Annotated in this window: 16 protein-coding genes and 1 pseudogene; 6 read left to right on the top strand and 11 right to left on the bottom strand. The window is 67.0% G+C overall.

Features of this window, described 5'->3' with window-relative positions; translation table 11 throughout:
* The first annotated feature begins 77 nt into the window (after nucleotides 1-77).
* Nucleotides 78-725 (top strand): pyroglutamyl-peptidase I, encoded by a 648-nt coding sequence (gene pcp / locus AC1Q7Q_RS25760; protein ID WP_492371256.1) that lies wholly within the window; start codon nucleotides 78-80, stop codon nucleotides 723-725.
* A 122-nt stretch (nucleotides 726-847) separates the two neighbouring features.
* Here the strand turns inward: pcp and AC1Q7Q_RS25755 are convergent, their stop codons facing one another.
* From AC1Q7Q_RS25755 to AC1Q7Q_RS25715, 9 genes are all read right to left on the bottom strand, one after another.
* Nucleotides 848-1,726: a transporter substrate-binding domain-containing protein gene (locus tag AC1Q7Q_RS25755; RefSeq protein WP_492371285.1), complete on the bottom strand. Its 879-nt coding sequence runs from the start codon at nucleotides 1,724-1,726 to the stop codon at nucleotides 848-850.
* 8 nt (nucleotides 1,727-1,734) lie between these two features.
* The gene (locus tag AC1Q7Q_RS25750) at nucleotides 1,735-2,607 is read right to left on the bottom strand and encodes a transporter substrate-binding domain-containing protein (protein ID WP_492371255.1); all 873 of its coding nucleotides are present in this window, start codon (nucleotides 2,605-2,607) and stop codon (nucleotides 1,735-1,737) included.
* Between the two features lie 130 nt (nucleotides 2,608-2,737).
* Nucleotides 2,738-3,520, bottom strand: a complete 783-nt coding sequence (locus AC1Q7Q_RS25745) for an ATP-binding cassette domain-containing protein (RefSeq protein ID WP_477134589.1) — start codon at nucleotides 3,518-3,520, stop codon at nucleotides 2,738-2,740.
* Nucleotides 3,498-4,565, bottom strand: coding sequence for an ABC transporter ATP-binding protein (locus AC1Q7Q_RS25740; protein WP_492371254.1), 1,068 nt, complete (start codon nucleotides 4,563-4,565; stop codon nucleotides 3,498-3,500). Before AC1Q7Q_RS25740 ends, AC1Q7Q_RS25745 begins: the two co-directional genes overlap by 23 nt.
* An 88-nt stretch (nucleotides 4,566-4,653) precedes the next feature.
* Nucleotides 4,654-5,484 carry an ABC transporter permease gene (locus AC1Q7Q_RS25735; protein WP_492371284.1) on the bottom strand — a complete coding sequence of 277 codons (831 nt, stop codon included), beginning with the start codon at nucleotides 5,482-5,484 and terminating at the stop codon, nucleotides 4,654-4,656.
* 161 nt (nucleotides 5,485-5,645) lie between these two features.
* Nucleotides 5,646-6,632: an ABC transporter permease gene (locus AC1Q7Q_RS25730; RefSeq protein ID WP_492371253.1), complete on the bottom strand. Its 987-nt coding sequence runs from the start codon at nucleotides 6,630-6,632 to the stop codon at nucleotides 5,646-5,648.
* A gap of 23 nt (nucleotides 6,633-6,655) precedes the next feature.
* Nucleotides 6,656-8,287 carry an ABC transporter substrate-binding protein gene (locus AC1Q7Q_RS25725; protein WP_492371252.1) on the bottom strand — a complete coding sequence of 544 codons (1,632 nt, stop codon included), beginning with the start codon at nucleotides 8,285-8,287 and terminating at the stop codon, nucleotides 6,656-6,658.
* Nucleotides 8,288-8,388: 101 nt separating this feature from the next.
* Nucleotides 8,389-10,110, bottom strand: a complete 1,722-nt coding sequence (locus AC1Q7Q_RS25720; RefSeq protein ID WP_492371251.1) for a hydantoinase B/oxoprolinase family protein — start codon at nucleotides 10,108-10,110, stop codon at nucleotides 8,389-8,391.
* Nucleotides 10,107-12,260, bottom strand: coding sequence for a hydantoinase/oxoprolinase family protein (locus tag AC1Q7Q_RS25715; RefSeq protein WP_492371250.1), 2,154 nt, complete (start codon nucleotides 12,258-12,260; stop codon nucleotides 10,107-10,109). Before AC1Q7Q_RS25715 ends, AC1Q7Q_RS25720 begins: the two co-directional genes overlap by 4 nt.
* 334 nt (nucleotides 12,261-12,594) lie before the next feature.
* Between AC1Q7Q_RS25715 and AC1Q7Q_RS25710 the strand changes: the two are divergent.
* Nucleotides 12,595-14,082: pseudogene (locus tag AC1Q7Q_RS25710) on the top strand (carboxylesterase/lipase family protein); the annotation flags it as partial.
* A gap of 378 nt (nucleotides 14,083-14,460) precedes the next feature.
* On the opposite strand, the gene AC1Q7Q_RS25705 reads toward AC1Q7Q_RS25710, so the two are convergent.
* A complete protein-coding gene (locus AC1Q7Q_RS25705; protein ID WP_492371283.1) occupies nucleotides 14,461-15,288 on the bottom strand; it encodes a phosphate/phosphite/phosphonate ABC transporter substrate-binding protein in 828 nt (275 codons plus the stop codon).
* 17 nt (nucleotides 15,289-15,305) lie between these two features.
* Nucleotides 15,306-16,328, bottom strand: coding sequence for a fatty acid desaturase (locus AC1Q7Q_RS25700; protein WP_492371282.1), 1,023 nt, complete (start codon nucleotides 16,326-16,328; stop codon nucleotides 15,306-15,308).
* 456 nt (nucleotides 16,329-16,784) lie between these two features.
* Between AC1Q7Q_RS25700 and AC1Q7Q_RS25695 the strand changes: the two genes are divergently transcribed.
* Genes AC1Q7Q_RS25695 through AC1Q7Q_RS25680 form a run of 4 tightly spaced genes read left to right on the top strand, consistent with a single transcriptional unit; the run spans nucleotide 16,785 to nucleotide 22,120 of the window.
* Entirely contained in the window at nucleotides 16,785-18,506 is a 1,722-nt protein-coding gene (locus tag AC1Q7Q_RS25695; RefSeq protein ID WP_492371281.1) for an ABC transporter ATP-binding protein, read from the top strand.
* A 53-nt stretch (nucleotides 18,507-18,559) separates the two neighbouring features.
* A complete protein-coding gene (locus tag AC1Q7Q_RS25690) occupies nucleotides 18,560-20,260 on the top strand; it encodes an ABC transporter substrate-binding protein (RefSeq protein WP_492371249.1) in 1,701 nt (566 codons plus the stop codon).
* Nucleotides 20,261-20,273: 13 nt separating this feature from the next.
* Nucleotides 20,274-21,281 (top strand): ABC transporter permease, encoded by a 1,008-nt coding sequence (locus tag AC1Q7Q_RS25685; protein ID WP_492371248.1) that lies wholly within the window; start codon nucleotides 20,274-20,276, stop codon nucleotides 21,279-21,281.
* On the top strand, nucleotides 21,278-22,120 hold the full coding sequence (locus AC1Q7Q_RS25680; RefSeq protein ID WP_492371247.1) for an ABC transporter permease: 843 nt from the start codon (nucleotides 21,278-21,280) through the stop codon (nucleotides 22,118-22,120). Before AC1Q7Q_RS25685 ends, AC1Q7Q_RS25680 begins: the two co-directional genes overlap by 4 nt.
* Nucleotides 22,121-22,128 lie beyond the last annotated feature (8 nt).

The raw sequence follows: 22,128 nt of genomic DNA, 5'->3' as shown, positions 1-22,128 counted from the left end.
TGATTATCCATTTCAAGAATTCATACCAGCAGATCTATGCTTGCGAATCTACCAGCTAACCAGGTTTGGAGCCTGCAATGACCAAGATCTTGCTCACCGGCATCGAGCCCTTCGATGGCGAAACAATCAATCCGTCATGGGAAGCGGCGCGTGCGCTCGACGGCGAGTCCATCGATGGGGCGAGCGTCGTCGCCCGTCAACTGCCGTGCGTGATCGGCAAGGTGAACCAGGTCCTGCAGCGCGCCATCGAGGAGCTTGATCCGACCGTGGTCATTTGCCTCGGACAGGCCGGCGGCCGCAGCGATATCTCGATAGAGCGCGTCGCGATCAATGTGGTCGATGCACGGATCCCCGACAATGAAGGGCGCCAGCCTGTCGACGAACCGGTGGTCAGCGACGGCCCAGCGGCCTATTTCTCCACCCTGCCGATCAAGGCCATTGTCAGCGCACTCCGTCAACATGGCGTGCCCGCCTCGGTGTCGCAAACCGCCGGCACGTACAACTGCAACGCGATTTTCTATGGGCTATCGCACTACATTGCCGAGTGCCGGCCCGGCCTGCGCGGCGGCTTCGTCCACGTACCCTATCTGCCTGAAATGGCGGCGCGCCATCCAGGCGCTCCCAGCCTTGCGCTCGATACGCTGATTGCCGGCGTCCGGGTAATAGTGGCGACTACGCTAGCTGTGGAGCAGGACATCCGAGAAGGCGCGGGCGCGCTGCACTGAAATGGCCAGGAACTCGGCATTGCCGAGCCTGCGCAGAGACCGGCACCGAGAGTCAGGATGGTCTCGGCCTGGGTGCGCAGGCTTTCTGCGCTGTAGCGATTCTCTGCCATGTGCGCCTCGCCTCAGGCGGGAGTCTTGCGAAACTTCTCGTGCAGCTGGCGCAGCAGCGGCGTGGGCGTCATGCCGTTCTTTTTTTCTACGGCAATCAGCCAGCCGGTGCGATGCCAGTCCTGCACGATGCGGTCGATGGCGGCCTGGGTATCGGTCTCGCCCTTACGCACCCAGATCACCGATGGCGATGGGATCAGGTCGCGTGGCGAAACGATCTCGTAGTCCTTCCAGTCGGCGTTGTTCTCCACCAGGTCGCGCAGCGTCGGACTCACATGCACCGCCGCCACGCAATTGCCGCCCCTGAGCGCCAGCAGCGACTCCGGCCGGCCGCGGAAAGCCTTGATCTGCGCGCCGTACTGCTCGGCCAGCGGCTTGGTGAAGTTGCTGCCCTGCGAAACGCAGACCGGCTTGCCTTTTGTGTCTTCCCACCTGGCGATGCCACTCCCCTTCCTGGCGATGGCCGCGCCACCGACCTCCTCAAAGGGCGTGGGCACGAAGGACAGGATCTCGCTGCGCTCCTGCGTCCATTGCATGTTGGCGATCAGGATGTCGACCTTGCCCTGCTGGAGGAACTGCACGCGGTTCGAAGGCTGCACCTGGATGGTCTCCAGTGTTACGCCAAGGCCCCTGGCCACGCCTTCGGACAACTCCACGTTATAGCCAATGTGCTTTTGCGTGGCCGGGTCGATGGTGCCGAAGGGCGGGCCGGACAGGATCACGCCGACCACGAGCTTGCCGCGCTGCCTGATCTTGTCGAGCGTGGCATCGGCATGCGCGGCAGTGGCCACCAGGGCAAGGCCGGCCAGCAGCGCGGCACGCACGCCACGCGAGGGGAGACGGAAACAGAAAGGGAAACGGGAATGGGAGTGGGAACGCAAGGTTTTCAGCATCTGCAATGTCACTTCCTGGATTGCTCGAAGGGCGCATGGTCGAATTCGCCCTGCCGTGCCTTCTGGTTACGGGTCTTGATGTAGGCATCCGGCACGCCATACTTGCGCGCGGTCCGCAGCAGCAGGCCGGAGCGGTGCCAGTCGCGGATGGCCTGGTCGACGAACGCCTGCGTATCGGTCTCGCCGCGCCGCATCCAGACCACAGTGGGTGACGGGATCAGCTGGTCCTGCGTGGCAAGCTCATAGTCCTTCCATTCGGCAGCGCCCTGGCCATGCAGCGTCTGGTAGAGCGCCGGCTGGATATGCACTGAGGCGGCGCAGGAGCCTCCCTTCAGGGCCAGCAACGATTCGGGAATGCCACGCAGCCCCTTGACGATGGCACCGTAGGTTTCCTGCAGCGGCCTGGCGAAATTGCTGCCTTGCGATACGCACGCGATCTTGCCGCGCAAATCCTCCCAGCGATGGATGCCGCTCGATCTGGCCACCATGGCGGCGCCACCGATGAGGTCATAAGGCGTCGGCGCGAAAGAGAGGATTTCGCTGCGCTCCTGTGTCCACTGGATATTGGCGATCAACAGGTCAACCTTGCCGGTATTGAGAAACTGGACGCGCGTGTTGGCGGTAACGGATACGGTCTCCAGTTGCACCCCCAGGCGCTTGGCGATATCGCTCGCCAGGTCGGTCTGGTAGCCGCCAACCTTGCCGGTAGCCGTGTCCATGAAGCCAAACGGCGGGCTGGCGCCGTCGATGCCGACGCTGATCCTGCCGCGCTGCTTGATCTTGTCGAGCGTGGCATCGCCATGGGCGGCGCCCACCGCCAGGCAAAGCAAGGCGGCGGCTGCGATTTGGGGAAAAAACGGGAAGCGGAAAACGGAATTCATGCGGGCTACGCACCGAGGCAAGTGAAGGGGAAGCGGGGATCTTGCTGGATCGCCCAGACGATCACAAGAAAGGGTTTCGGATATGGATATGCGCGACTCCAGGTAGGGCCCGGAACCCCGCCCGGCTTAGCTAGGCCGCGCGCGCCCGGCGTGCAGGCGCGGGCTCGGCCGCAATCAGTGCGCGCGTGTAGGGATGCACCGGAGAATTCCAGAGCTGCTCCTGCGGCGCGTTTTCGACGATCTGCCCCGCCTGCATCACCATGACGCGGTCAGCCAGATAGCGCACCACGGCGAGATCGTGCGAAATGAACAGGTAGGCCAGGCCGAACTCGCGCTTCAAGTCAACCAGCAGGTTCAGGATCTGGGCCTGGATCGACACATCGAGCGCCGACACCGGCTCGTCGCAGACCACCAGGTCGGGCTGCAGCAGCAAGGCGCGCGCGATACCGATGCGCTGGCGCTGGCCGCCGGAAAACTCGTGAGGATAGCGCCCCAGCGCCGACAGCGGCAGGCCCACCCGGTCGATCATCAGCGCCACCTGCCGCAAGCGCTCCCTCGCGTTGGACACGCCATGCACACGCAGTATCGTCTCCAGCGTGTCGCGCACGCTGCGGCGCGGGTTGAGGGACGCGTAAGCGTCCTGGAAGATCATCTGGACGCGGGGACGCAATGCGCGTAGCGGCCCCGGTTTCAAGGCGCCCAGGTCCACACCGTCGAGCAGCACGCGTCCGGAAGTGGCGGGCACCAGTTGCAGCAGCGTCTTTCCGAGGGTCGATTTTCCGCAGCCGGACTCGCCTACCAGCCCCACGGTTTCGCCTGCGGCAATGTCAAAGGACACACCCCTTACCGCATGGGTAACGCCCGCGCGGGTGGCGTAGCGGGTATGCAGATCAATGACTGACAACAGCGGCATGAGAATCCTGTTTCTCGCTCTGATAATAGCCTGGCGCGGCACCGCGGTGAGCGGGCCCGCAGGCCACGTGGTGCAGCGTTGCGCCCGGCGGCGCAACGCGGGACTGTTCGTATACCGCTGAGCGCAGCGGTTCTGGCCTTGGCGGCCGTACCAGGCACTGCGCCTGCGCCTGCGCGCAGCGCGGCGCGAAGGGGCAGCCAGCAGCCTGCCGCGCGGACTCCACGCCGCCGGGAATCTCGGCAAGCCGGGTGTCGCGATAGAACCTGCCCTGATCCAGCCGCAGCGAGGCGTCGAGCAGGCCGCGCGTGTATGGGTGGGCCGGGGCTGCGAATAGCTCGCCCGCCTGCGCCTCTTCCATCTTTCGACCGGCGTACATCACCACCACGCGGTCGGCCCATTGCTCCACCAGGCCGAGATCATGGGTGATCAGCAGCAACGCCATCGACAATTCGCGCCGCAGCGTATCCAGCAGGGCCAGTACCTCGGCCTGGATGGTCACATCGAGCGCGGTGGTGGGCTCGTCGGCAATCAGCAGCTGCGGCTTGCAGGCGATCGCCATGGCGATCATCACGCGCTGGCGCTGGCCGCCCGACAGATTGTGCGCATGGGTATCCACGCGCTGCGCCGGGGCGGGAATACGCACCAGGTCCAGCAGCTCGATGGCCTGCGCGCGCGCCGCGCGGCGCGACAAGCCCTGATGCCGGCGCAGCACTTCGGCAATCTGGTGGCCCACCGGCATCACCGGATTGAGCGAACTCATCGGTTCCTGGAAAATCATCGACATGGCGCGCCCCCGCAGGTCGCGCAGCGCCGGTGGCGGCAAGCCCAGCAAAGACTGCCCGGCAAAGCGGATGCTCCCCCCGCTGATTCTCCCAGGAGCTGGCAACAGCTGCATCAGTGCCAGCGCGGTGGCCGATTTGCCGCAGCCCGATTCGCCCACCAGCGCGAGGGTCTGCCCGGCTTCGATGGCAAAGCTCAGGTCATGCACCACGGGCTGGGTACCGAAGCGGATCTCCAGTTTCTCGACTTCCAACAGTGCGCTCATGCGCTCTCCCCTAGTGCGCCCGCATGCACGGCGGCAAGGCCACGGCCGGCCTTTCTGGCATCGGTCACAGTCATATCTCAGTCATATCTCAGTCATACCGCAGGCGAGGGTTGAGCGCATCGTTGAGTGCATCGCCCACCAGGTTCAGCGCCAGCACGGTCAGGATGATGGCGGTCCCCGGCAGCGCGCTCAGGTACCAGGCGCTGCGCAGCACCTCGCGGCCGGCGCCAATCATGCTGCCCCAGCTCACGACATTGGGATCTCCCATGCCCAGGAATGAGAGTGCCGATTCGATCAGGATGGCGCTGGCCACCATGACCGAGGTGGTGACGATCACCGGTGGCAGCGCATTGGGCAGGATCTCGGCAACGATGATGCGGCTGCTGCGGTAGCCCACGCTGCGTGCAGCCAGCACGAAATCCGCCTCCCGCAGGGTACGGAACTCGGCGCGCACCAGGCGCGCCACCGTGGGCCAGGAGGCCAGCCCGATCGCCAGCGCAATGGTGGTGACAGACGGACTGCCGATGGCCACGATCACGATCACCAGCAAGAAGCTCGGCACCGTCTGCACCAGCTCGATCAGCCGGCTCAGCACGGCGTCGGCCGCGTGCCCGAAGTAGCCTGCCACGGCGCCCACCAGCATACCAATCAACAGGCTCAGCGACGCCGCCGCCAGCCCCACCAGCAGCGACACGCGCGCCCCGTGCACGATGCCGGCCAGCACATCGCGGCCGAGCGAGTCGGTGCCGAACGGGAAGGCGGGATCTGCGCCGGGCCACAGGAAGGGCTGGCCCACCATGTCAAGCGGATCGCCGGGAAACAGCACGCCGGCGAGCGCGGCCATTGACACCATCGTCAGCAGCACCAGTACGCCGCCCAGCGCGGCCGGGTTGCGCAGGAAAATGCGCAGCGCGCGCATGCGCGCAGTGCCCGCCTGCGATACGTCCACGGAGGTGGTGTTTGCGGTGCCAGCCGCGCCGGCCGGCCCGGAGGAAGACATGGAACTCATATCAATACGCGCCTTGTATGGCGCTCCGCGATTCGGTTGATCGGCGATCCCGCCATGCCGTGCTTGGTGCGTCAGGCATTCTTGATGCGCGGGTCCAGCCATGCTTGCAAGAGGTCGACCAGCACATTGGCAAGCACCACCAAGAAGGACGACAGCAACAGCACGCCGAGCAGCACGCTGAAATCCCGCGCCATCACCGCCTCCAGCGCCAAGCGGCCCAGCCCGGGCCAGCTGAATACCGTCTCGATCACCACCGTGCCGCCCAACAAGGCGCCAAAGTGCATGCCGGCCACCGTCGTGATCGGCATCAGCGCATTGCGCAGCACGTGGCGCACGGATACCCGCAGCGGATGCAGCCCTTTGGCAGCAGCGGTGCGCACGAAGTCCTGGCGCTGTACCTCGAGCATGGCGGCGCGCGTCAGGCGCGCGTAGATGGCGATGAAGAACGTCGACATTGCCAGTGCCGGCAGCACCAGGTGGCTGGCCACGTCGCCAAGCCGCGCCCACCCGCCCAGCTCCGCGCCGATGGTGCCGGTGCCTTCGCTGGGCAGCCAGCCCAGATGGACCGAGAACAGCACGATTGCCATCAACCCGATCCAGAAGCCTGGCACCGAGTACAGCAGCAGCACCGCGAGCGAGAGTGCGCGATCCACCCAGGTGCCCACGCGCGCGGCCATGGCAGCGCCGCAAGCCACGCCGAGCGCCAGCGCGATGCACAGCGCGGCGCCCGTCAGCAGCAGCGTATTGGGCAGGCGCGCCAGGATCAGGTCCGCCACCGGCATGTTGTAGCGTGGCGAGAAACCCAGGTCGAAGCGTGCCAGGTGGCCCAGGTAGGCCAGCAACTGGTGCAGCACCGGCTGGTCCAGGCCAAAGCGGGCCCGTATCAACGCCATGGTCTGCTCGGTAGCCGAGCCGGACTCGCCCGCCAGCACGTCGGCGGCATCGCCGGGCACCAGCTGCAGCAGCAGGAAGTTGAAGACGATCACGCCCAGGGCGGTGGGCAGCGCGCGCCATAGCGTGCGCCGCAGGGCCGATCCGATTCGTAGCAAGGTTGGCATGGTGTGGCGCCCGGTCGGCCGGACTATTTGTCCAGGTAGACGTTGGCGAGGTTGGACTCGACCCCGTCGGCAGTCAGCGAATGGTCATGTACCCGCGTGTTGGCGATGGTGATGAACTGCGGCGACACGAGGTTCAGATCGGGCACCTCCTTGCCGACGATCTGCTGGAACTGCTTGAACTGCGCCACCCGCCTGGCGGGGTCGATCTCGGAAGTGGCGTCCTCCAGCAACCGGTCCACCTCTGGATTGCTGTAGTGGGTTGCGTTGGAGAACGGCACACCCTTCTTGAAGTTCTTGGACCAATACAAACGCTGCACGCCGACGGTGGGATCGAACAGGTTGCTCGCGCCATTCACAGTGAAATCGTAGTCGCGCTCGGTATAGATGCGCTTGACGAAGGCCGGCAGGTCTTGCGAGCGGATGGTCACGTCGATGCCGACCTTGCCCAGCGCCGAGCGCAGGTAGTCGGCCAGGCGCTTGCTGTCCTCGCTGATGGGGTTGTAATCCAGCGTGACGCGAAAGCGCGGAGCGCCGCCTTTGCGTGGATAGCCGGCCTCATCCAGCAGCTTGTCGGCCGCTTTCGTGTCGAATGGGTAAGGCGTGGGCGTATTGTCGTGGAACGCGCTTAGGCCGGGAGCGATCGGCGATGCGGTTCGGGTGCCGTAGCCGTAGTAGACCGTGTTCAGCACCACATCTCGGTTGACGGCCTGTGCCACCGCCTGGCGCACTTTCAGGTTCTTGAAGTACGGATTGTCGAGATTGAACTCCAGTCGCGTCACATTGAAGGAGTAGCTGTTGCCCTTCGTCTCGAACATCAGCTTGGGCACCTTCTTCAGCCGCGCCAGATCGGACAGCGGTACCGGTGTGCGGTAGCCCAGGTCCACCGCGCCGGTCTCGAAGGCAATGGCGCGCGCGGCCGGATCGGGGATGAACTTCACCACGACGCGGTCCACGTAGGGCTTGGGCTTGTCCCAATAGTCCGGATTGCGCTCATAGACGATGTGGCTGCCGCGCACCCATTCCTTGAAACGGAAGGGGCCGGTGCCGATCGGGGCATTGTTGTTGGGATTGCCGATGGCGTCCGTGTTCTCGTAGATGTGCTTGGGCACGATCGGTGATTCGGTGGCCACCAGCGCCTTGATCAGGTAAGGCGCGGGCCTGGACAGCACGATGATCGCGGTGTAGGGATCGGGGGTCTTCACCTCCGTCACGTTGGCGAAGGTGCTGCTGCCGCGCGGGTGGACCTTCTTGAGCAGCAGGATCGAGAACGCGACATCGGCCGAGCTGAAGTCCTTGCCGTCGTGCCACTTGACGCCCTTGCGCAGATGGAAGGTGTACTGCTTGCCGTCCGGGCTGATGCTCCACGAGGTGGCCAGTTGCGGGCGCGGGGTCAGGTCGTAGTTGTATTCCAGCAGGCCTTCCGTCACCTTGGCACTGACGCTGAGTGCGGGCGTGGCCACATTGGCAAGCGACACCAGCGTGGGCGGCTCGTAGTTGAGCAAGAGGTTGAGCGTGCCACCGTGAGCTGGCGCGGGCGCGGCGTGCGCGACCGGTATCGGCAGCGCGGCAATGCCTAGCGAGACAACCAGCACTGCCGACAACACACCGGACAGCAAGCGTTCATGCAGTTTGGGCAACGAAGGCTTTGAAGACATGAGTGGGAGATCCTGATGAAAATGCGGATGGATGGCGGTGCCGGGCACCGCCGGGCCGGCGGCAGCGCCGCGAGCCGGCGTAGGGAGGTGAGGCAAATCCTTCATGCCAATGCGGCATTGCCCGGCGCGGCATCCAGGCCATAGCTGGCGCTCGCCTGCGCGGCGCTGACCAGGCCGTTGCGCAGATCCGCCGCCAGTTTCTCCGAATCGCGCGCCGCGGGGTTGCCGATGCCACCGCCGCCTGGCGTTTCCACCACCAGTCGCTCGCCACCCGGCACCAGTTGCCGGCCCTTTCCCCTCAGGGCCTGGCCAGAGGCAAGCGAGACCCGGCCGGGCGCGCCGGCCAGGCCGCCATCGGCGCCCCGCGCCGGAAACAGCAGGCGATCCCACGCGGCAGCCAGCACCATGGGCGCACCTTCGGCGTTGGCCACCTCGATGACCTGCCCCAGGCCGCCGCGCTGCTGCCCGGCGCCTCCCGAATCCGGACGGTACTCTTTGCGCCAGAACACCAGCGGGCTCACCGTTTCCAGGATTTCCACCGACACATTGCGCACCCCGCTGGGGAAAGACGTGGTGGACAGCCCGTCCTTGCCTGGACGCGCGCCGGTGCCGCCAGTGGAGAAACTGGTGATGGCGAAGCGCCGGCCTTGCAGCAGCTCGCCTGCGCCAGCGCCGGCCAGCGGCTGGCCGCCCGAGAGCTGGATATTCCACAGACTCGACGAACCTTCGGCCGGCACCACGCCAGCGCGCGCCTGGCGCAGGCAGCCAAACACAACGTCCGGCAGCATCTGGCCGATGATGTGGCGCGCGGTCACGGCGCAAGGAAACGGCGCATTCAGGATCGAACCTTCGGGCGCATGCACGCGCACGGGAGCCAGCGAGCCGGCGTTGTTGGGAATATCAGCGCCGATCAGGCAACGGATGCCGAACGAGGTATAGGCGTCGGTATAGGCCTTGGGCACATTGATGCCGCGCGCCACCACCGGCGACGAGCCGGTGAAGTCCACGTCGATGCCGTCCGGCGAAATGGTCAGGCTGGCCTGCAGGGTGATCGGCGTTTCATAGCCGTCGATGGTCATGCTGTTGTGCCAGGTGCCGTGGGGCCACGCGGCGATCGCGGCGGTCATGGCCTGGCCGGCCTGGCGGATGATGTACTCGCCCACCGCATGCAGGTCGCCGAGTCCGAACTCATCCATCATCGTCCGCAAGCGGCGCCCGCCGATCTCGTTGCAGGCAACCAGCGCATGCAGGTCGCCGATCACCTGCACCGGCTCGCGCACGTTGGCGCGCACGATGTCGAACACGGCTTCATTGGGCTGGCCTGCGTCGAACAGCTTCAGGATCGGCAGGAACAGGCCTTCGTGATAGACCTGGGTGCCATCCGGACCCGCACCGATGCCGCCGATATCGACCACGTGCAGGGTCGAGGCGAACAGCGCCACCACCTGGCCCGCGCGCACCACCGGCGTGACCATGGTCATGTCGAACAGGTGGCCGGTGCCCTTCCATGGATCGTTGGTAAGGTAGACATCGCCCTCGGCCATGGTTGCGGCGGGAAATGCAAACAGGAAGTGCTTGACCGATTCGGCCATCGAGTTGACGTGCCCCGGCGTACCGGTAACCGCCTGCGCGATCATGCGGCCATCGGGCAGGAACACCCCGGCGGATAGATCCCCGGCTTCGCGCGTGGAGGTGCCAAAGGCCGTGCGGATCAGGGTCTGCGCCTGCTCCTCCACGACCGACAGCAGCCGGTTCCACATCAACTGGGCGTGGATGGTGCCGCGCAGCGCGGCATGGGTGACTACGGGATTGGCCGGGCTCATTGCGCCACCTCCACAAGATCGGTAAGGCCCGCTTGGGCCGGGACAGGTATCGACGCCGCGAGCACCAGATGCCCATCCGGATCCAGCGAGAAGGCAAAGCCAGCCGGCACCACGGTCGTGGTTTCGTCCTCCACCACCAGCGCGGGGCCGTGTATCGGCGAGCCGCCGGACAACGTGGCACGTTCGTACACCGGTACTTCGCGCCCCGCACCGTGCTCGCCGTCGAACAGGATCCGCTGGCCACCGCTGGCCACCGCCGCGGCGCCCGCCGCCACGCTCTGCCCCGCGCGTGCAATCGCCGGCTGCGCGGTACTCACATTGATCGACCAGCTGATGATCTCGACCGGGTTGCCGGGCAAGGTGCGGCCGTACAGGGCGGCATAGGCACGCTCGAAGCTCTCGCCCAGCGCCGCCGCATCTGCCGCGCGCAGAACCTGTGCATGCAGGGGCACGGGAATTTCGTGCCCCTGGCCTGCATAGCGCATGTACGCCAGGCGCTGTTCGCCCAATGCCTGGCCGGGTGCGGCCTGGCTGACGATATCCCGCGCGCTGGCCGCCAACTGCCCGAGCACGGCATTGACTGCCGCTGCGTCGAAGGCGTCAAGGCGTTGATAAAAGCTGCGCACCGCCTGATAAGCAATCGGTGCCCACAGGAAACCCAGCGCCGACCCCACCCCGGCGGATTGGGGAACGATCACGCGGTGGATGCCGAGCCGCCTGGCCAGTGCCGCCGCATGCAACGGCGCGGCGCCGCCAAACGCGATCAGGGTGTAGTCCTCCACCGTCTTGCCGAGCTCGGTGGCATGGACGCGGGCAGCGTTCGCCATGTTCTCCGTCACGATCTCGGTCACCGCCAGCGCGGCGAACTCCGGTGTCGTACCCAGTCCATGCGCGATATCGGTGCCAAGCGCAACACGCGCGAGCTCCGGCTGCAGCGCCACCTTGCCCACGGCAAAGCGCTGCGGATCCAGCAGGCCCAGCACGCAGTTGGCGTCGGTCACCGTGGCAGCGCTGCCACCCAAGCCATAGCTGGCCGGGCCGGGCTCGGAACCGGCACTATCCGGGCCGACCTGCACGCGGCCCAGCGCGTCGATGCGGGCGATCGATCCGCCACCCGCGCCGATCTCCACCATCTCGATCACCGGGATGCGGATCGGCAAGCCCGATCCCTTGAGGTGCCGGTGCATGCGGCCGAATTCGAAACTACGCGAGATCTGCGGCTGGTAGTCGTCGATAAAGCAAATCTTGGCGGTCGTGCCACCCATGTCGAAGGACAGCGCGCGCCCGATGCCACCCTGCTCCGCCACCCGGCGCGACAGGATGGCGCCCCCGGCGGGACCGGATTCGACCAGCCGCACCGGCTGCGCGATGCCCGCTTCGATATTGGTAATGGCGCCGCCCGATGTCATCAGGAAGAGCGGACTGCGCAGGCCCAACGCGGCCACGCGCTCGCGCAGGCGTCCGAGATAGCCCGCCACCAGCGGCTGGACATAGGCATTGGCGCTGGTGGTGGACAAACGTTCGTACTCCCGGATCTCCGGGCACACGTCGGAAGACAGCGAGACCCACAGATGCGGTGCCAGCTCGCCCAGGATGGCGCGCACTCGCTGCTCGTGCGCGGGATTCACATAGCTGTGCAGGAAGGTGACGGCCACGCTTTCCACGCCCTGCGCCTCGAACTGCGGCACCAGCGCGGCCACGGCCTCCTCGTCGAGGGACAGCAGCGTGTTGCCGCGGCCGTCGACGCGCTCCGGTACGCCAAAGCGCAGGTAGCGCGGCACCAGCGGTGCTGGCTTGTCGAGGAAGATGTCGTACTGCGCGAAACGATCCTCCCAGCCGATCTCGACCAGATCGCGGAATCCCGCCGTGGTGATCAGCGCGGTACGCGCGCCCTTGCGTTCGATCAGCGCGTTGGTGGCAAGGGTGGTGCCGAGGATAAAGAGGTCGACTTGAGCCAGCGAGAGCCCGGCGCTGGCCAGGAGGTCCTGTACGCCGTGGATCACGCCGTTCTCGGGCGCGGCCGGCGTTGTCAGGACTTTGCTGGTGTAGCGGCGCGTGCCGGCCAGCAGGACGGTATCGGTAAAGGTGCCGCCAACGTCGACAGCGAGCCGCACGCTCGCCTGATGTGAATTCTGGTTGTCTGCAGGCATGCCGTTGTTCATGGAGTGGGAATATCTGGATTCAGCCCTCGCGGCGGGGTGCCGCAGCGCACTCGACAAACGACGACCATCGGGAACTTCCCCTGGATAGATACATCTCCCCTGCCTGAAGGCAGGGAGCAAGCGCCGGACTTCGCTGAAAGCCAGCGCGCAGCATAGTCGGCCGCGGCGGCACATCGGAACGAAGGATTTCGCGCTTGCTTATGTTGTGTCAATGGCTATGGATAGACGCAATCCATCCTTGCGCCAACGCGCGCGCGAGACTATGTCGCGCCCCGGCCGGGCCTTCGCACGTCGGCAAATACCCATATGAGCGAACCTTCGTATGCAAGGCATTGCGGCGCGGCTAGGATCGTCGCCTATTGCCGTGCCGGGTCCGCGTAAGCCGGCCTGCCCGCCATGGCGCTCACTGGAATCCACCTTGACTCTCGCCGTCCCGCCCTTCTCTCCCAACGCTTCTCGCACTTCCCGACGCACCTCCCGGCGCATCTTCCTTCTCAGCACCGCGCGCGCCGGGGCCAGCCTTGCCGCATTGGGCGCGCTGTCGGCATGCGCCACGGTATCGGGCACCGCCGAGCCGGTCGTCGATACCACATCGGGCCGCCTGCGCGGCACGCGTGCGCGCGGCGCGTTCGTCTTCAAGGGCGTGCCCTATGCGGCGACAACAGCTGGCGACAACCGCTTCCGCCCGCCCGTCGCGCGGCAACCGTGGGCAGGCGTTCGCGATGCCCTGGAAGGCGGTGCTTCCGCGCCGCAGCCGCAAGTCGGCAGCCCGGTCGAGTTCGCCTGGTACTGGTCGGGCATTCCGGCGAGCGAGGACTGCCTGTCGTTGTCGGTGTTCACGCCCGCGCTGCGTGACAATCAGCGCCGCCCCGTGCTGGTGTGGCTGCACGGCGGGGCATTCGCCATCGGAGCCGGCACGTCGGCGGGCTTCGATGGCAGCCATCTGGCGACATCGCAGGACGTGGTGGTGGTGTCCGTCAACCATCGCCTCAACGTGTTGGGCGGGCTGTTCACTGGCGAGCAACCCGAACAGTTGTCCGCCGAATCGGGAAACCTCGGCACGCTCGACCAGCTTGCCGCGCTGAAGTGGATCAAGGCCAATGCCGAGTCGTTTGGCGGCGACCCGGCCAACCTCACGGTGTTCGGCCAGTCGGGCGGCGCGGCCAAGGTCACGGCGCTGCTGGGGCTGCCCGCCGCGCGCGGCTACATCCAGCGGGCCATCGTGCAGAGCGGCTCCGGCGCCTGGAAGCTGGCAGGCCCGGATGCGGCGGCACGCGCCGCGCATGCGTTCCTGCGTGAGTTCGGCTTGACCGCCGCCAACGCGGGCCGCCTGCGCCAGTTGCCGGTGGAGCAACTGGTGGCCGCATTCGCCAAGGTGTCCGGCGCCGCCGGCGGCGTCAGCGAGTTCCGGCCCACGCTGGACGGCAAGGTGTTCGTCGACGATCCGTTCGACCCGGTGGCATCGCCGCTGTCGGCGGACGTTCCGGTCCTGATCGGCAATGCCGCGCAGGAGGCCACGTTCTTCCTCGCCGCCGACCCGCGCAATTTCTCGTTGAGCGCCGGCCAGGCGCGTCAGCGCATCCAGCGCTTCCTGAAGCTCGACGACGCCGGCACCGCTCGGCTGATCGATGCCTACCGCGACCTAGACGGCAAGGCTACGCCCAGCGAACTGCTGATCCGCATTGCCGGCGACTACAACTACCGCCTGCCGACGCTGGCCGTGGCCGAGCGCAAGGCCGCGCAGAATGGCGCGCCGGTCTATGCCTACGAATTCGACTGGCAATCGCCGGCGCGCGGCGGCGTCCTGGGGGCTGCACATACGTCGGAGGTGCCGTTCATCTTCGGCACGCTGGACGCGGCGAGGCCTCTGGTGCAAGACAGCGCCGACCAGCTGGAGGTGCGCGACCACATGGGGGGCAATCTGGGCGCAGTTCGCACGCACCGGCAAGCCGGGCAGCGGCGTGGTAGCGGGCTGGGCGCCTTACGACGGCTCGGCGCGCACCACCGCGCTGCTGGGCAAGTCATGGGAGGCACGGCGCGACCCTGCCGCGCGCGCACGCGCCGCGTTTGCGGGTATCCCGCTGTACGCGTACAGCGTCCCGGTGTCGTTCACGCGCGACTGACGCCCGGCGCGCGCCGGCAAACGCGCCTGCGTGCGCGACGCGCATCAGGCGGCGTTGATCCGCGATCAGACCAGCCGCGCGTAGCCGGCCGCCACCGCGGCGCGGGCCATCTGCGCCACCGGCTCGTAGTGCGCCAGTCCGGTCCGCGCAATGCCCCGCAAGCGCAAGCGGCGCGCCAGTGCCGGCTCGCCGGAAAGCACCTGGGCCAGCGCCGCGCCAACGCGCGCGCTATGCGCCGGGGCGGCGTGGCGCGAAGACACCAGCGGCAGTCCGGGGGCGGCCTCGGTGCGGCCAATCTGACGCAGCGCGACAAGACGCTCGGGCAGGTGATCGCGCGCGAACGCCAGCGTGACGCAATCGATGGCGGCGACATCCGCCGCGCCGTTGGCCACGGCGTCAAGCGATGCCAGATGCGAGCCGGTGCGCACCGTGCCGGAGAAGAAGCGGCCGTCCCGCGCCAGCGGCGCCACCGCGTAGCGCAGCGCGTTCATGCCGCTGTGCGAGCCCTCATCGTTGTAGGCCGCGCGCAATCCGCGGCATGCGGCGAGCGTGGCGGGCCCGTCATTGGCGCGCACCACGATGGCGCTGGTATAGCTGGCGCCGTCGCAGCCCGGCGCATTGAACCGAGGCGTGCCAATGATGCGCACATGGCGCCGCAGGCCCTGCACCAGCGGATAGCCGCAGGTTTGCGAGAGCAGCAGGTCCGGCCGGCGCCAGAAGTCGTGCAGCGCCTCCACCGTCGCGGCGGGTTCGACGATGCTCAGCTGGAGCGGGTCGCGTTGCCGCGCGAGCACGTCGGCCACGCGTGCGATCAGCGCCAGCCAGTCCGTATGCAGCGCGGGTGTCAGGTTATACATGGGTAGCGCGGCCACCCAGTGCTTGCGTTCGGTCATCGGCCGGTCTTCCACGTTCACCCCGCCAGTTGCGCACGGGCATCGTTGCTGGCCTGCCCGCTTCCTGTTGCAACGGGCACCGCGTCACGTACAGGACCGTGAAACAGCGGATGCACCACGGGCGCGGCCGGACGCAGCGAGAAGCGCGCCAGCCATTCGCCGTAGCCATCCACCACGAAACCGCCGCTGCGCCGCTGGTAGTCGGCCGCGCGACGACGATAGATACGCCCCAGCGCGAACCAGGGCACCGCGGGCAGATCATGGTGGACGAGGTGATAGTTGTTGTTGAGAAAGAGCAAGCGCCATGGCCACGCGGCCTCGTTTATCACGCTGCGGCATGCCGGCAAGGCATGGGCACGGTGCTCCTGGAAGGAGCGTACCGCCGACAGCGACAGCGCCGGATAGGCCACGCCGCCCAACATCAGCCACGGCGCTATGCCGCAAATGCGGTCGAGCCAGGCCAGCAACGCGCCCAACGCCAACAGGTGCGCAAGCCACATCGGCAGGTCGCGCAGATCGCCGTCGCGCACCTTGCGCCCTGCGCCGGCCGCAGTCTGCGCAATGGCAAAGGCCGGGCCGATCAGCACACGCCCCGCCAATGTATTGCGACAGCGCAGCAGCACCCGCCCTAGCGGACCGGCCGCCTGCCAGTCACCGGAGAGCATGAAATAGCTCTCCGGATCGGCGCCCGGATGGGTGAGATCATCGGCCTCGTGATGGCGCAGGTGTTCGCGGCGATACAGCCCGTAGGGAAACCATACCGCCAGCGGCGCCATGCCGAACAGCGCATTGAACCAGGCCAGCCGGGTCGGATGACCATGCAGCAACTCGTGCTGCACAGACATATACCAGGCGGTGACAAGGGCCAGCAGCGCAACAGCCAGCGGCAGGCCGATGCGGGTGGCGTTGAAGGCAATGCCAAACCACCCGCCATAGACCGCCGCGATCAGCAGCCAGGTGGGCGCCTCCGCTCGCCATAACCAACGGCGGGAGGCGCGCGCAATCTCGGCGCGTTGAATGTCATCCAGGTAGATTGCCATGGCTTCGTCATCGTCGATCGGTGGCGGGCTGGTCGGCAATCGAGGCGATGCGAACACCCAGGGCATCCCGCGCCCAGCGCTCCGCCATGTGCATGGCTCCCGGCGCGAGGGATGTCACTCCAGCTTAGCGCCGACGGAAAATAAGGGAACGAAGGAATGCCGATAAGGATATGCGCAGCGCAGGGCCGGCTAACCGCTGCTATTGCTGGAGTGCTCGCCGGGCCCGCAGGCATCGGGTTTACCGCCTCGGCAGGCGTTCGATAGCTTACTTCTGCAGCGAGCGCACGCACGGAACCGAGTAAGCATCTACAAAAAAATTCGTGGGAAAGAGCCGAGGCGCCATGCTGCAATGCGCGAATGGTTTACTTAGCGCATCCAGCCTCCAGGCCGGGCAGCCACGCTGCTCCGTCGCCCTCCCCAGTCACGCAAACCGGCACACGGGCCGGCACGGTGACCCTGCAGCCATTACTGGACATCCATGGCCTCAACGTGCACTTTCCCGGCAATCATGCGCTGCGCGACCTGAACCTGCAGGTCGCTGCCGGAGAGATGCTGGCGTTGGTCGGCGAATCCGGCTGCGGAAAATCGACGACGGCCCTGGCGTTGATGCGCCTGCTGCCGGCGCATGCACGGCTGTCGGGCACTGTCCGCTTCGACGGCGAGGACCTGCTTGCGCTGCGCGAGGCGGAGATGAGCGCCATGCGGGGGCGCGCTGTGTCGATGATTTTCCAGGAGCCGATGACTTCGCTGAACCCGGTGCTAAGCATCGGCCAGCAGGTCGCCGAGGCCTTGACGCTGCACGCACCGCTGTCACGCCGCGCAGCGCGGGCACAGGCCATCGAACTGCTGCACCTGGTCCAGTTGCCTGACCCGGCGCGCCGCTTCGATGCGTACCCGCACCAGTTCTCCGGCGGGCAGCGCCAGCGCGTGATGATTGCCATGGCGGTGGCCTGCAAGCCGCGCCTGCTGATCGCGGACGAGCCGACCACCGCGCTGGACGTGACCATCCAGGCGCAGATCCTCGCGCTGATCGACAGCCTGCGCCGTGAACTCGGCATGGCCGTGCTGCTGATCACGCACGACCTGGGTGTCGTGGCCCGGTATGCAGACCGCGTTGCGGTGATGTACGGCGGGCGCAAGCTGGAAGAAGGCACCGCGCAGAGCGTGTTCGCCGCGCCCCGGCACGCCTACACGCATGGCCTGCTTGGCGCATCGCTGCACGTCGCGCAGGGCCTGCACTACACCACCGACCGGCTGGCGGAGATCCGCGCAGATGGCCAGGATGGCTTCCAGCTTGTCAAGCCGCCGGTAGCGCCTTGCGCGGCCGCGCTGCGCACGCCGGCCGCCAACGCGGCACCGCTGCTCTCGGTGCAAGGCCTGCGCGTCTCATACACCAGCGGCGAGCATCGAGTGAGCGCGGTCAACGACGTCTCGCTCGACATCGCCGCCGGCGAAACACTCGGACTGGTGGGGGAATCGGGCTGCGGCAAGTCCAGCCTGTCGCGCGCCATCCTGCGGCTGGCGCCTGCCGACGCGGGCAGCATCTCGTTTGCCGGACAGGACTTGCTGGCACTGGCGCCCGGTGCGCTGCTGCCCTGGCGCCGCCGCGTGCAGCTGATCTTCCAGGATCCCTACGGTTCACTCAACCCGCGCCACCGCGTGGAAGACATCCTTGGCCATGCCCTGGCCATCCATGGCGTGCGCGAGCGCGCCGAACGCACGCGCCGCATCGACGCCATCCTCGACGACGTCGGGCTCGGCACGGGCGCACGCAGCCGCTACCCGCACGAGTTCTCGGGCGGGCAGCGCCAGCGCATCGCCATCGCACGCGCGCTGGTGCTGCGCCCTGAGCTGGTGATCTGCGACGAGCCCGTATCCGCGCTGGACGTTTCCATCCAGGCGCAGATCCTGAACCTGCTGGTCGACCTGAAGGCAGAGCACGGCCTGACCTACCTGTTCATCTCGCACGACCTGTCGGTCGTGCGTTATATCGCCGACCGTGTGTGCGTGATGCAGGCGGGGCGGATCGTCGAATCAGGCGATCCCGATGCCATCTGGACGCGTGCGCAACATCCCTACACCCGCACCCTGCTGGCGGCCATGCCCGGCCATGCGCGACCGGCCTGTCCTCCGGACGCTGCCGCCGAAGCGCCGCTGCCTGCCCTCGCGCACAGCTGAACTCTTGCTGTCTTTTTTCCGCAGTTACCGCATCACCGGAACCTCAACGCCCCATGAACGAACACGATTTCCCCTTCGCCAAGCCGTCCGACACCCTTGCCCAGGACAACGCCGCGCCGCATAGCGCGCAACGCCGTCAGCTGCTTGGCGCCACCGGCGCCCTGCTTGCCGGTGGCCTGTTCGCCGGCCTGCTGCCCGAGGCCAGCGCGCTGACCAAACCGCTGCCGAATACCGAAGATGGCGCCCAGCGCGGCGGCGCTCTCGATGCCGTGGTGCACCCCGAGCCACCCACGCTGGCGTTCTTCATCAACACCTCCACGCCGGGCCGCACCGTGGTCAGCAAGATCTTCGACGGCCTGCTGGACTACGGCCCCGACCTCAAGCCGCGCCCGCAGCTCGCGCAGAGCGTCGACGTCTCACCCGATGGCCTCACCGTGCGGCTCAAGCTGCGCAAGAACGTACTGTGGCACGACGGCAAGCCCTTCACCGCCGCTGACGTGAAATTCTCCGCTGAAGAAATCTGGCGCAAGCACGCACCCACCGCACGCCGCGTGTTCCAGCACCTGGCCAAGGTCGATACGCCGGACAGCCATACGGTGGTGCTCACGCTCGGCAAGCCAACGCCGGTGATCCTGAACGCGCTCGACGTGGTAGCCGCGCCGATCCTGCCCAAGCACCTTTACGAAGGCACGGACATCCCGAACAATCCGTACAACAACAAGCCAGTCGGCACCGGCCCCTTCGTTTTCAAGGAGTGGGTGCGCGGCCAGCATATCGCGCTGGAGCGCTTCGACAAATACTGGGCGCCGGGGCTGCCTTACCTCGACAAGCTCACCTTCAAGATCATACCGGACGTGGCGGGCCGCGCCACTGCGCTGGAGACCGGCGCGGTGCAATACGGGGAGCGCAACCCGGTAACCTTTGCCGACGCCGACCGCCTGGCCAAGTCGCCTAACCTGGTGGTGAGCACCGAGGGCTACAACGGCTTTGCCGGCTGGCTGTGGCTGATCCCCAACCTGCGCGACCCGGTCATCGGCAACCTCAAGGTACGCGAGGCCATCCTGTATGCGATCAACCGCGATGCGCTGGTCAAAACGGTGTGGGGCGGCTACGCGGTGCCAGCCACCGGGCCGGTGTCCTCCCTGCTCAAGACCTTCTATACCAAGGACACACAGCAGTACCCGTTCGACCGCAAGAAGGCCGAAGCGCTGCTCGACGAAGCCGGCTTCCCACGCAAGGCGGACGGATTCCGCTTCAAGCTCAATCACGACTTCATTCCCTTTGGGGACGACTACCGCCGCACCGGCGAGTTCGTGCGCCAGTCGCTGCGCGCTGTCGGCATCGATGTGAACCTGCGCGGCCAGGATCTGCCCACCTGGACCAAGAACGTCTTCACCGACTACAACTACCAGCTGGTCAGTTCCTGGGGCATCAACTGGCAGGATCCGCAGATCGGCGTGGAGCAGCATTACTGGTCCAAGGCCGAGTCCAAGGGCACGCCGTGGCAAAACGCGTCCGGCTATGCCAGCGCGGAAGCAGACAAGCTGATCGAAGCGGCACAGGTCGAGCGCGATCCCGCCAAGCGCGTGCAGCTCTACCAGGATTTCCAGAAGCTGGCGCAGAAGGACCTGGCGCTGCTGAACCTGTTCGAGTTCCGCTGGTTCGGCGTCTGGGACAAGCGCCTGCGCAACGTCACGGATACCTTCGACCACAGCCAGAACAATTTCTCCCGTGTCTGGCTCAGCGCCAAGTGAGGTTGCCGTGCGCATGACCCGACGCCTGCTGCGCCGCCTGCTGCAACTTCTTGGCGTGATCGTCGCCACCGCCGTGCTCAACTTCGCGCTGCTCAAGGCGCTGCCCGGCGACCTGGTGGATGTGATCGCCAGCGAGAGCGGCAGCGTGCCGCCGGAGTACGTGACGCAGCTGCGCCAGCTCTACGGGCTGGACCGCAGCCTGCCGGAGCAGTTGGCAAGCTATCTCGGACGCATCGCGCATGGCGACCTGGGCTACTCGTTCCGCTTCGGCGAGCCTGTCCTTGATCTCGTGCTCGGCCGGCTTGGGCCAACGCTGGCGCTCGTCGGTGCCGCGCTGCTGCTGTCCACCGTCGGCGGCGTGCTGCTGGGCGTGGCGGCGGCACGGCGCCCGCATGGCCTGACCGACACCGTGCTGTCCGCGCTGGCTACGGTGGGCTACTCGGCGCCGATGTTCTGGACCTCGCTGATGCTGATCGTGCTGTTTGGCGTGCAGCTGGAATGGCTGCCGATCGGCGGGCTGCGCGAAGTCAATGCCGGCTACCACGGCCTGCGGCTGTTGCTCGACTACATCCATCACCTGGTGCTGCCGGTGCTGACGCTGGCGATCTACTACATCGCGGTATATGCACGGCTGGCGCGCGCGTCGATGATCGAGACGCTGGCGGAGGACTTTATCCGCACCGCCCGCGCCAAGGGCGCGCGGGAGGCGCGGGTCATCTTTGGCCACGCGCTGCGCAACGCCGTGCTGCCGGTGATCACCATGCTGGGCGTGCAAAGCAGCGCGCTGCTGGGCGGCTCGATCGTGGTGGAAACGGTGTTTGCGTGGCCCGGGCTGGGCCAGCTCTCCTTCGAGGCCATCAAGAGCCGCGATATCCCGGTGCTGCTGGCCGTGCTGATCTTCAGCGGCGTGCTGGTGGTGCTGGCCAACCTGCTGGTGGACATGGCACAGGCGGTGCTTGACCCGCGCGTGCGGGCCGGTTCGGCCCCCGTGCCTTCGGCAACACAAGGAGGCGCGGCATGAAGCGCTGGTACCTGCAACCTTCCATCTGGCTCGGCGGCGCCATCCTGCTGCTGGTCTTAGCCGCTGCGGCGCTGGCCGGCGTGCTGTTCCCGGCCGATCCGCTCGACATGGTGGGCGCGCCCTTCGTCTGGCCCGGCACGGACCCGGCCACGCCGCTCGGCACCGACCTGATGGGCCGCGACCTGCTGGCCGGGCTAGCACACGGCGCGCGCGTTTCACTGCTGGTTGGCGTGTCGTCGGCCGCGGTAGCACTAGCGATCGGCGTCACGATCGGCGCAGCGGCGGGCTTCTATCGCGGCGCCGTGGACGCGGTGCTCAGCCGCATCACCGAGTTCTTCCAGACCATCCCGGCCTTCCTGCTGGCGATCATCCTGGTGGCGGTGCTCAAGCCCAGCCTCGGCACCATCGTGTTCGCGCTTGGCGTGACCTCATGGACCAGCGTGGCCCGGCTGGTGCGCGCGGAGTTCCTGACGCTGCGCGAGCGCGAATACGTGCGGGCCGCCGTGGCGGTGGGCGCCAGCGACGCGCACCTGATCTTCCGCGAGCTCCTGCCCAACGCCTGGACGCCGATCATTGTCTCCACGGGCCTGCTGGTGGCCAGCGCGATCCTGTCCGAAGCCGGGCTGGCCTTTCTCGGGCTGGGCGACCCCAACGTGGTGAGCTGGGGTTCGATGATCGGCCTGGGCCGGGACGCGCTGCGCACCGGCTGGTACATGACCGCGATCCCCGGCCTGGCCGTGGTGCTCACCGTGCTCTCGCTCAACCTGCTCAGCGACGGCCTGCAGGCCGCGCTCAACCCGCGCCTGCGCCGCGCGCGCCGGGCTGCTTTGCCAACCTGAACTGCCAG

The sequence above is a fragment of the Cupriavidus sp. GW823-FHT07A04 genome (genome assembly GCF_058794615.1).
The sequence above is the reverse complement of the archived record's forward strand: the minus strand, read 5'-3'. Positions and strand labels throughout refer to the sequence as shown.

Excerpts from the sequence above, each read along its gene's own strand:
- pcp (WP_492371256.1), top strand. The coding sequence starts at position 78 with ATGACCAAGATCTTGCTCACCGGCATCGAGCCCTTCGATGGCGAAACA.
- AC1Q7Q_RS25755 (WP_492371285.1), bottom strand. The coding sequence starts at position 1,726 with ATGCTGAAAACCTTGCGTTCCCACTCCCATTCCCGTTTCCCTTTCTGT.
- AC1Q7Q_RS25750 (WP_492371255.1), bottom strand. The coding sequence starts at position 2,607 with ATGAATTCCGTTTTCCGCTTCCCGTTTTTTCCCCAAATCGCAGCCGCC.
- AC1Q7Q_RS25745 (WP_477134589.1), bottom strand. The coding sequence starts at position 3,520 with ATGCCGCTGTTGTCAGTCATTGATCTGCATACCCGCTACGCCACCCGC.
- AC1Q7Q_RS25740 (WP_492371254.1), bottom strand. The coding sequence starts at position 4,565 with ATGAGCGCACTGTTGGAAGTCGAGAAACTGGAGATCCGCTTCGGTACC.
- AC1Q7Q_RS25735 (WP_492371284.1), bottom strand. The coding sequence starts at position 5,484 with ATGCGCGCGCTGCGCATTTTCCTGCGCAACCCGGCCGCGCTGGGCGGC.
- AC1Q7Q_RS25730 (WP_492371253.1), bottom strand. The coding sequence starts at position 6,632 with ATGCCAACCTTGCTACGAATCGGATCGGCCCTGCGGCGCACGCTATGG.
- AC1Q7Q_RS25725 (WP_492371252.1), bottom strand. The coding sequence starts at position 8,287 with ATGTCTTCAAAGCCTTCGTTGCCCAAACTGCATGAACGCTTGCTGTCC.
- AC1Q7Q_RS25720 (WP_492371251.1), bottom strand. The coding sequence starts at position 10,110 with ATGAGCCCGGCCAATCCCGTAGTCACCCATGCCGCGCTGCGCGGCACC.
- AC1Q7Q_RS25715 (WP_492371250.1), bottom strand. The coding sequence starts at position 12,260 with ATGCCTGCAGACAACCAGAATTCACATCAGGCGAGCGTGCGGCTCGCT.
- AC1Q7Q_RS25705 (WP_492371283.1), bottom strand. The coding sequence starts at position 15,288 with ATGACCGAACGCAAGCACTGGGTGGCCGCGCTACCCATGTATAACCTG.
- AC1Q7Q_RS25700 (WP_492371282.1), bottom strand. The coding sequence starts at position 16,328 with ATGGCAATCTACCTGGATGACATTCAACGCGCCGAGATTGCGCGCGCC.
- AC1Q7Q_RS25690 (WP_492371249.1), top strand. The coding sequence starts at position 18,560 with ATGAACGAACACGATTTCCCCTTCGCCAAGCCGTCCGACACCCTTGCC.
- AC1Q7Q_RS25685 (WP_492371248.1), top strand. The coding sequence starts at position 20,274 with ATGACCCGACGCCTGCTGCGCCGCCTGCTGCAACTTCTTGGCGTGATC.
- AC1Q7Q_RS25680 (WP_492371247.1), top strand. The coding sequence starts at position 21,278 with ATGAAGCGCTGGTACCTGCAACCTTCCATCTGGCTCGGCGGCGCCATC.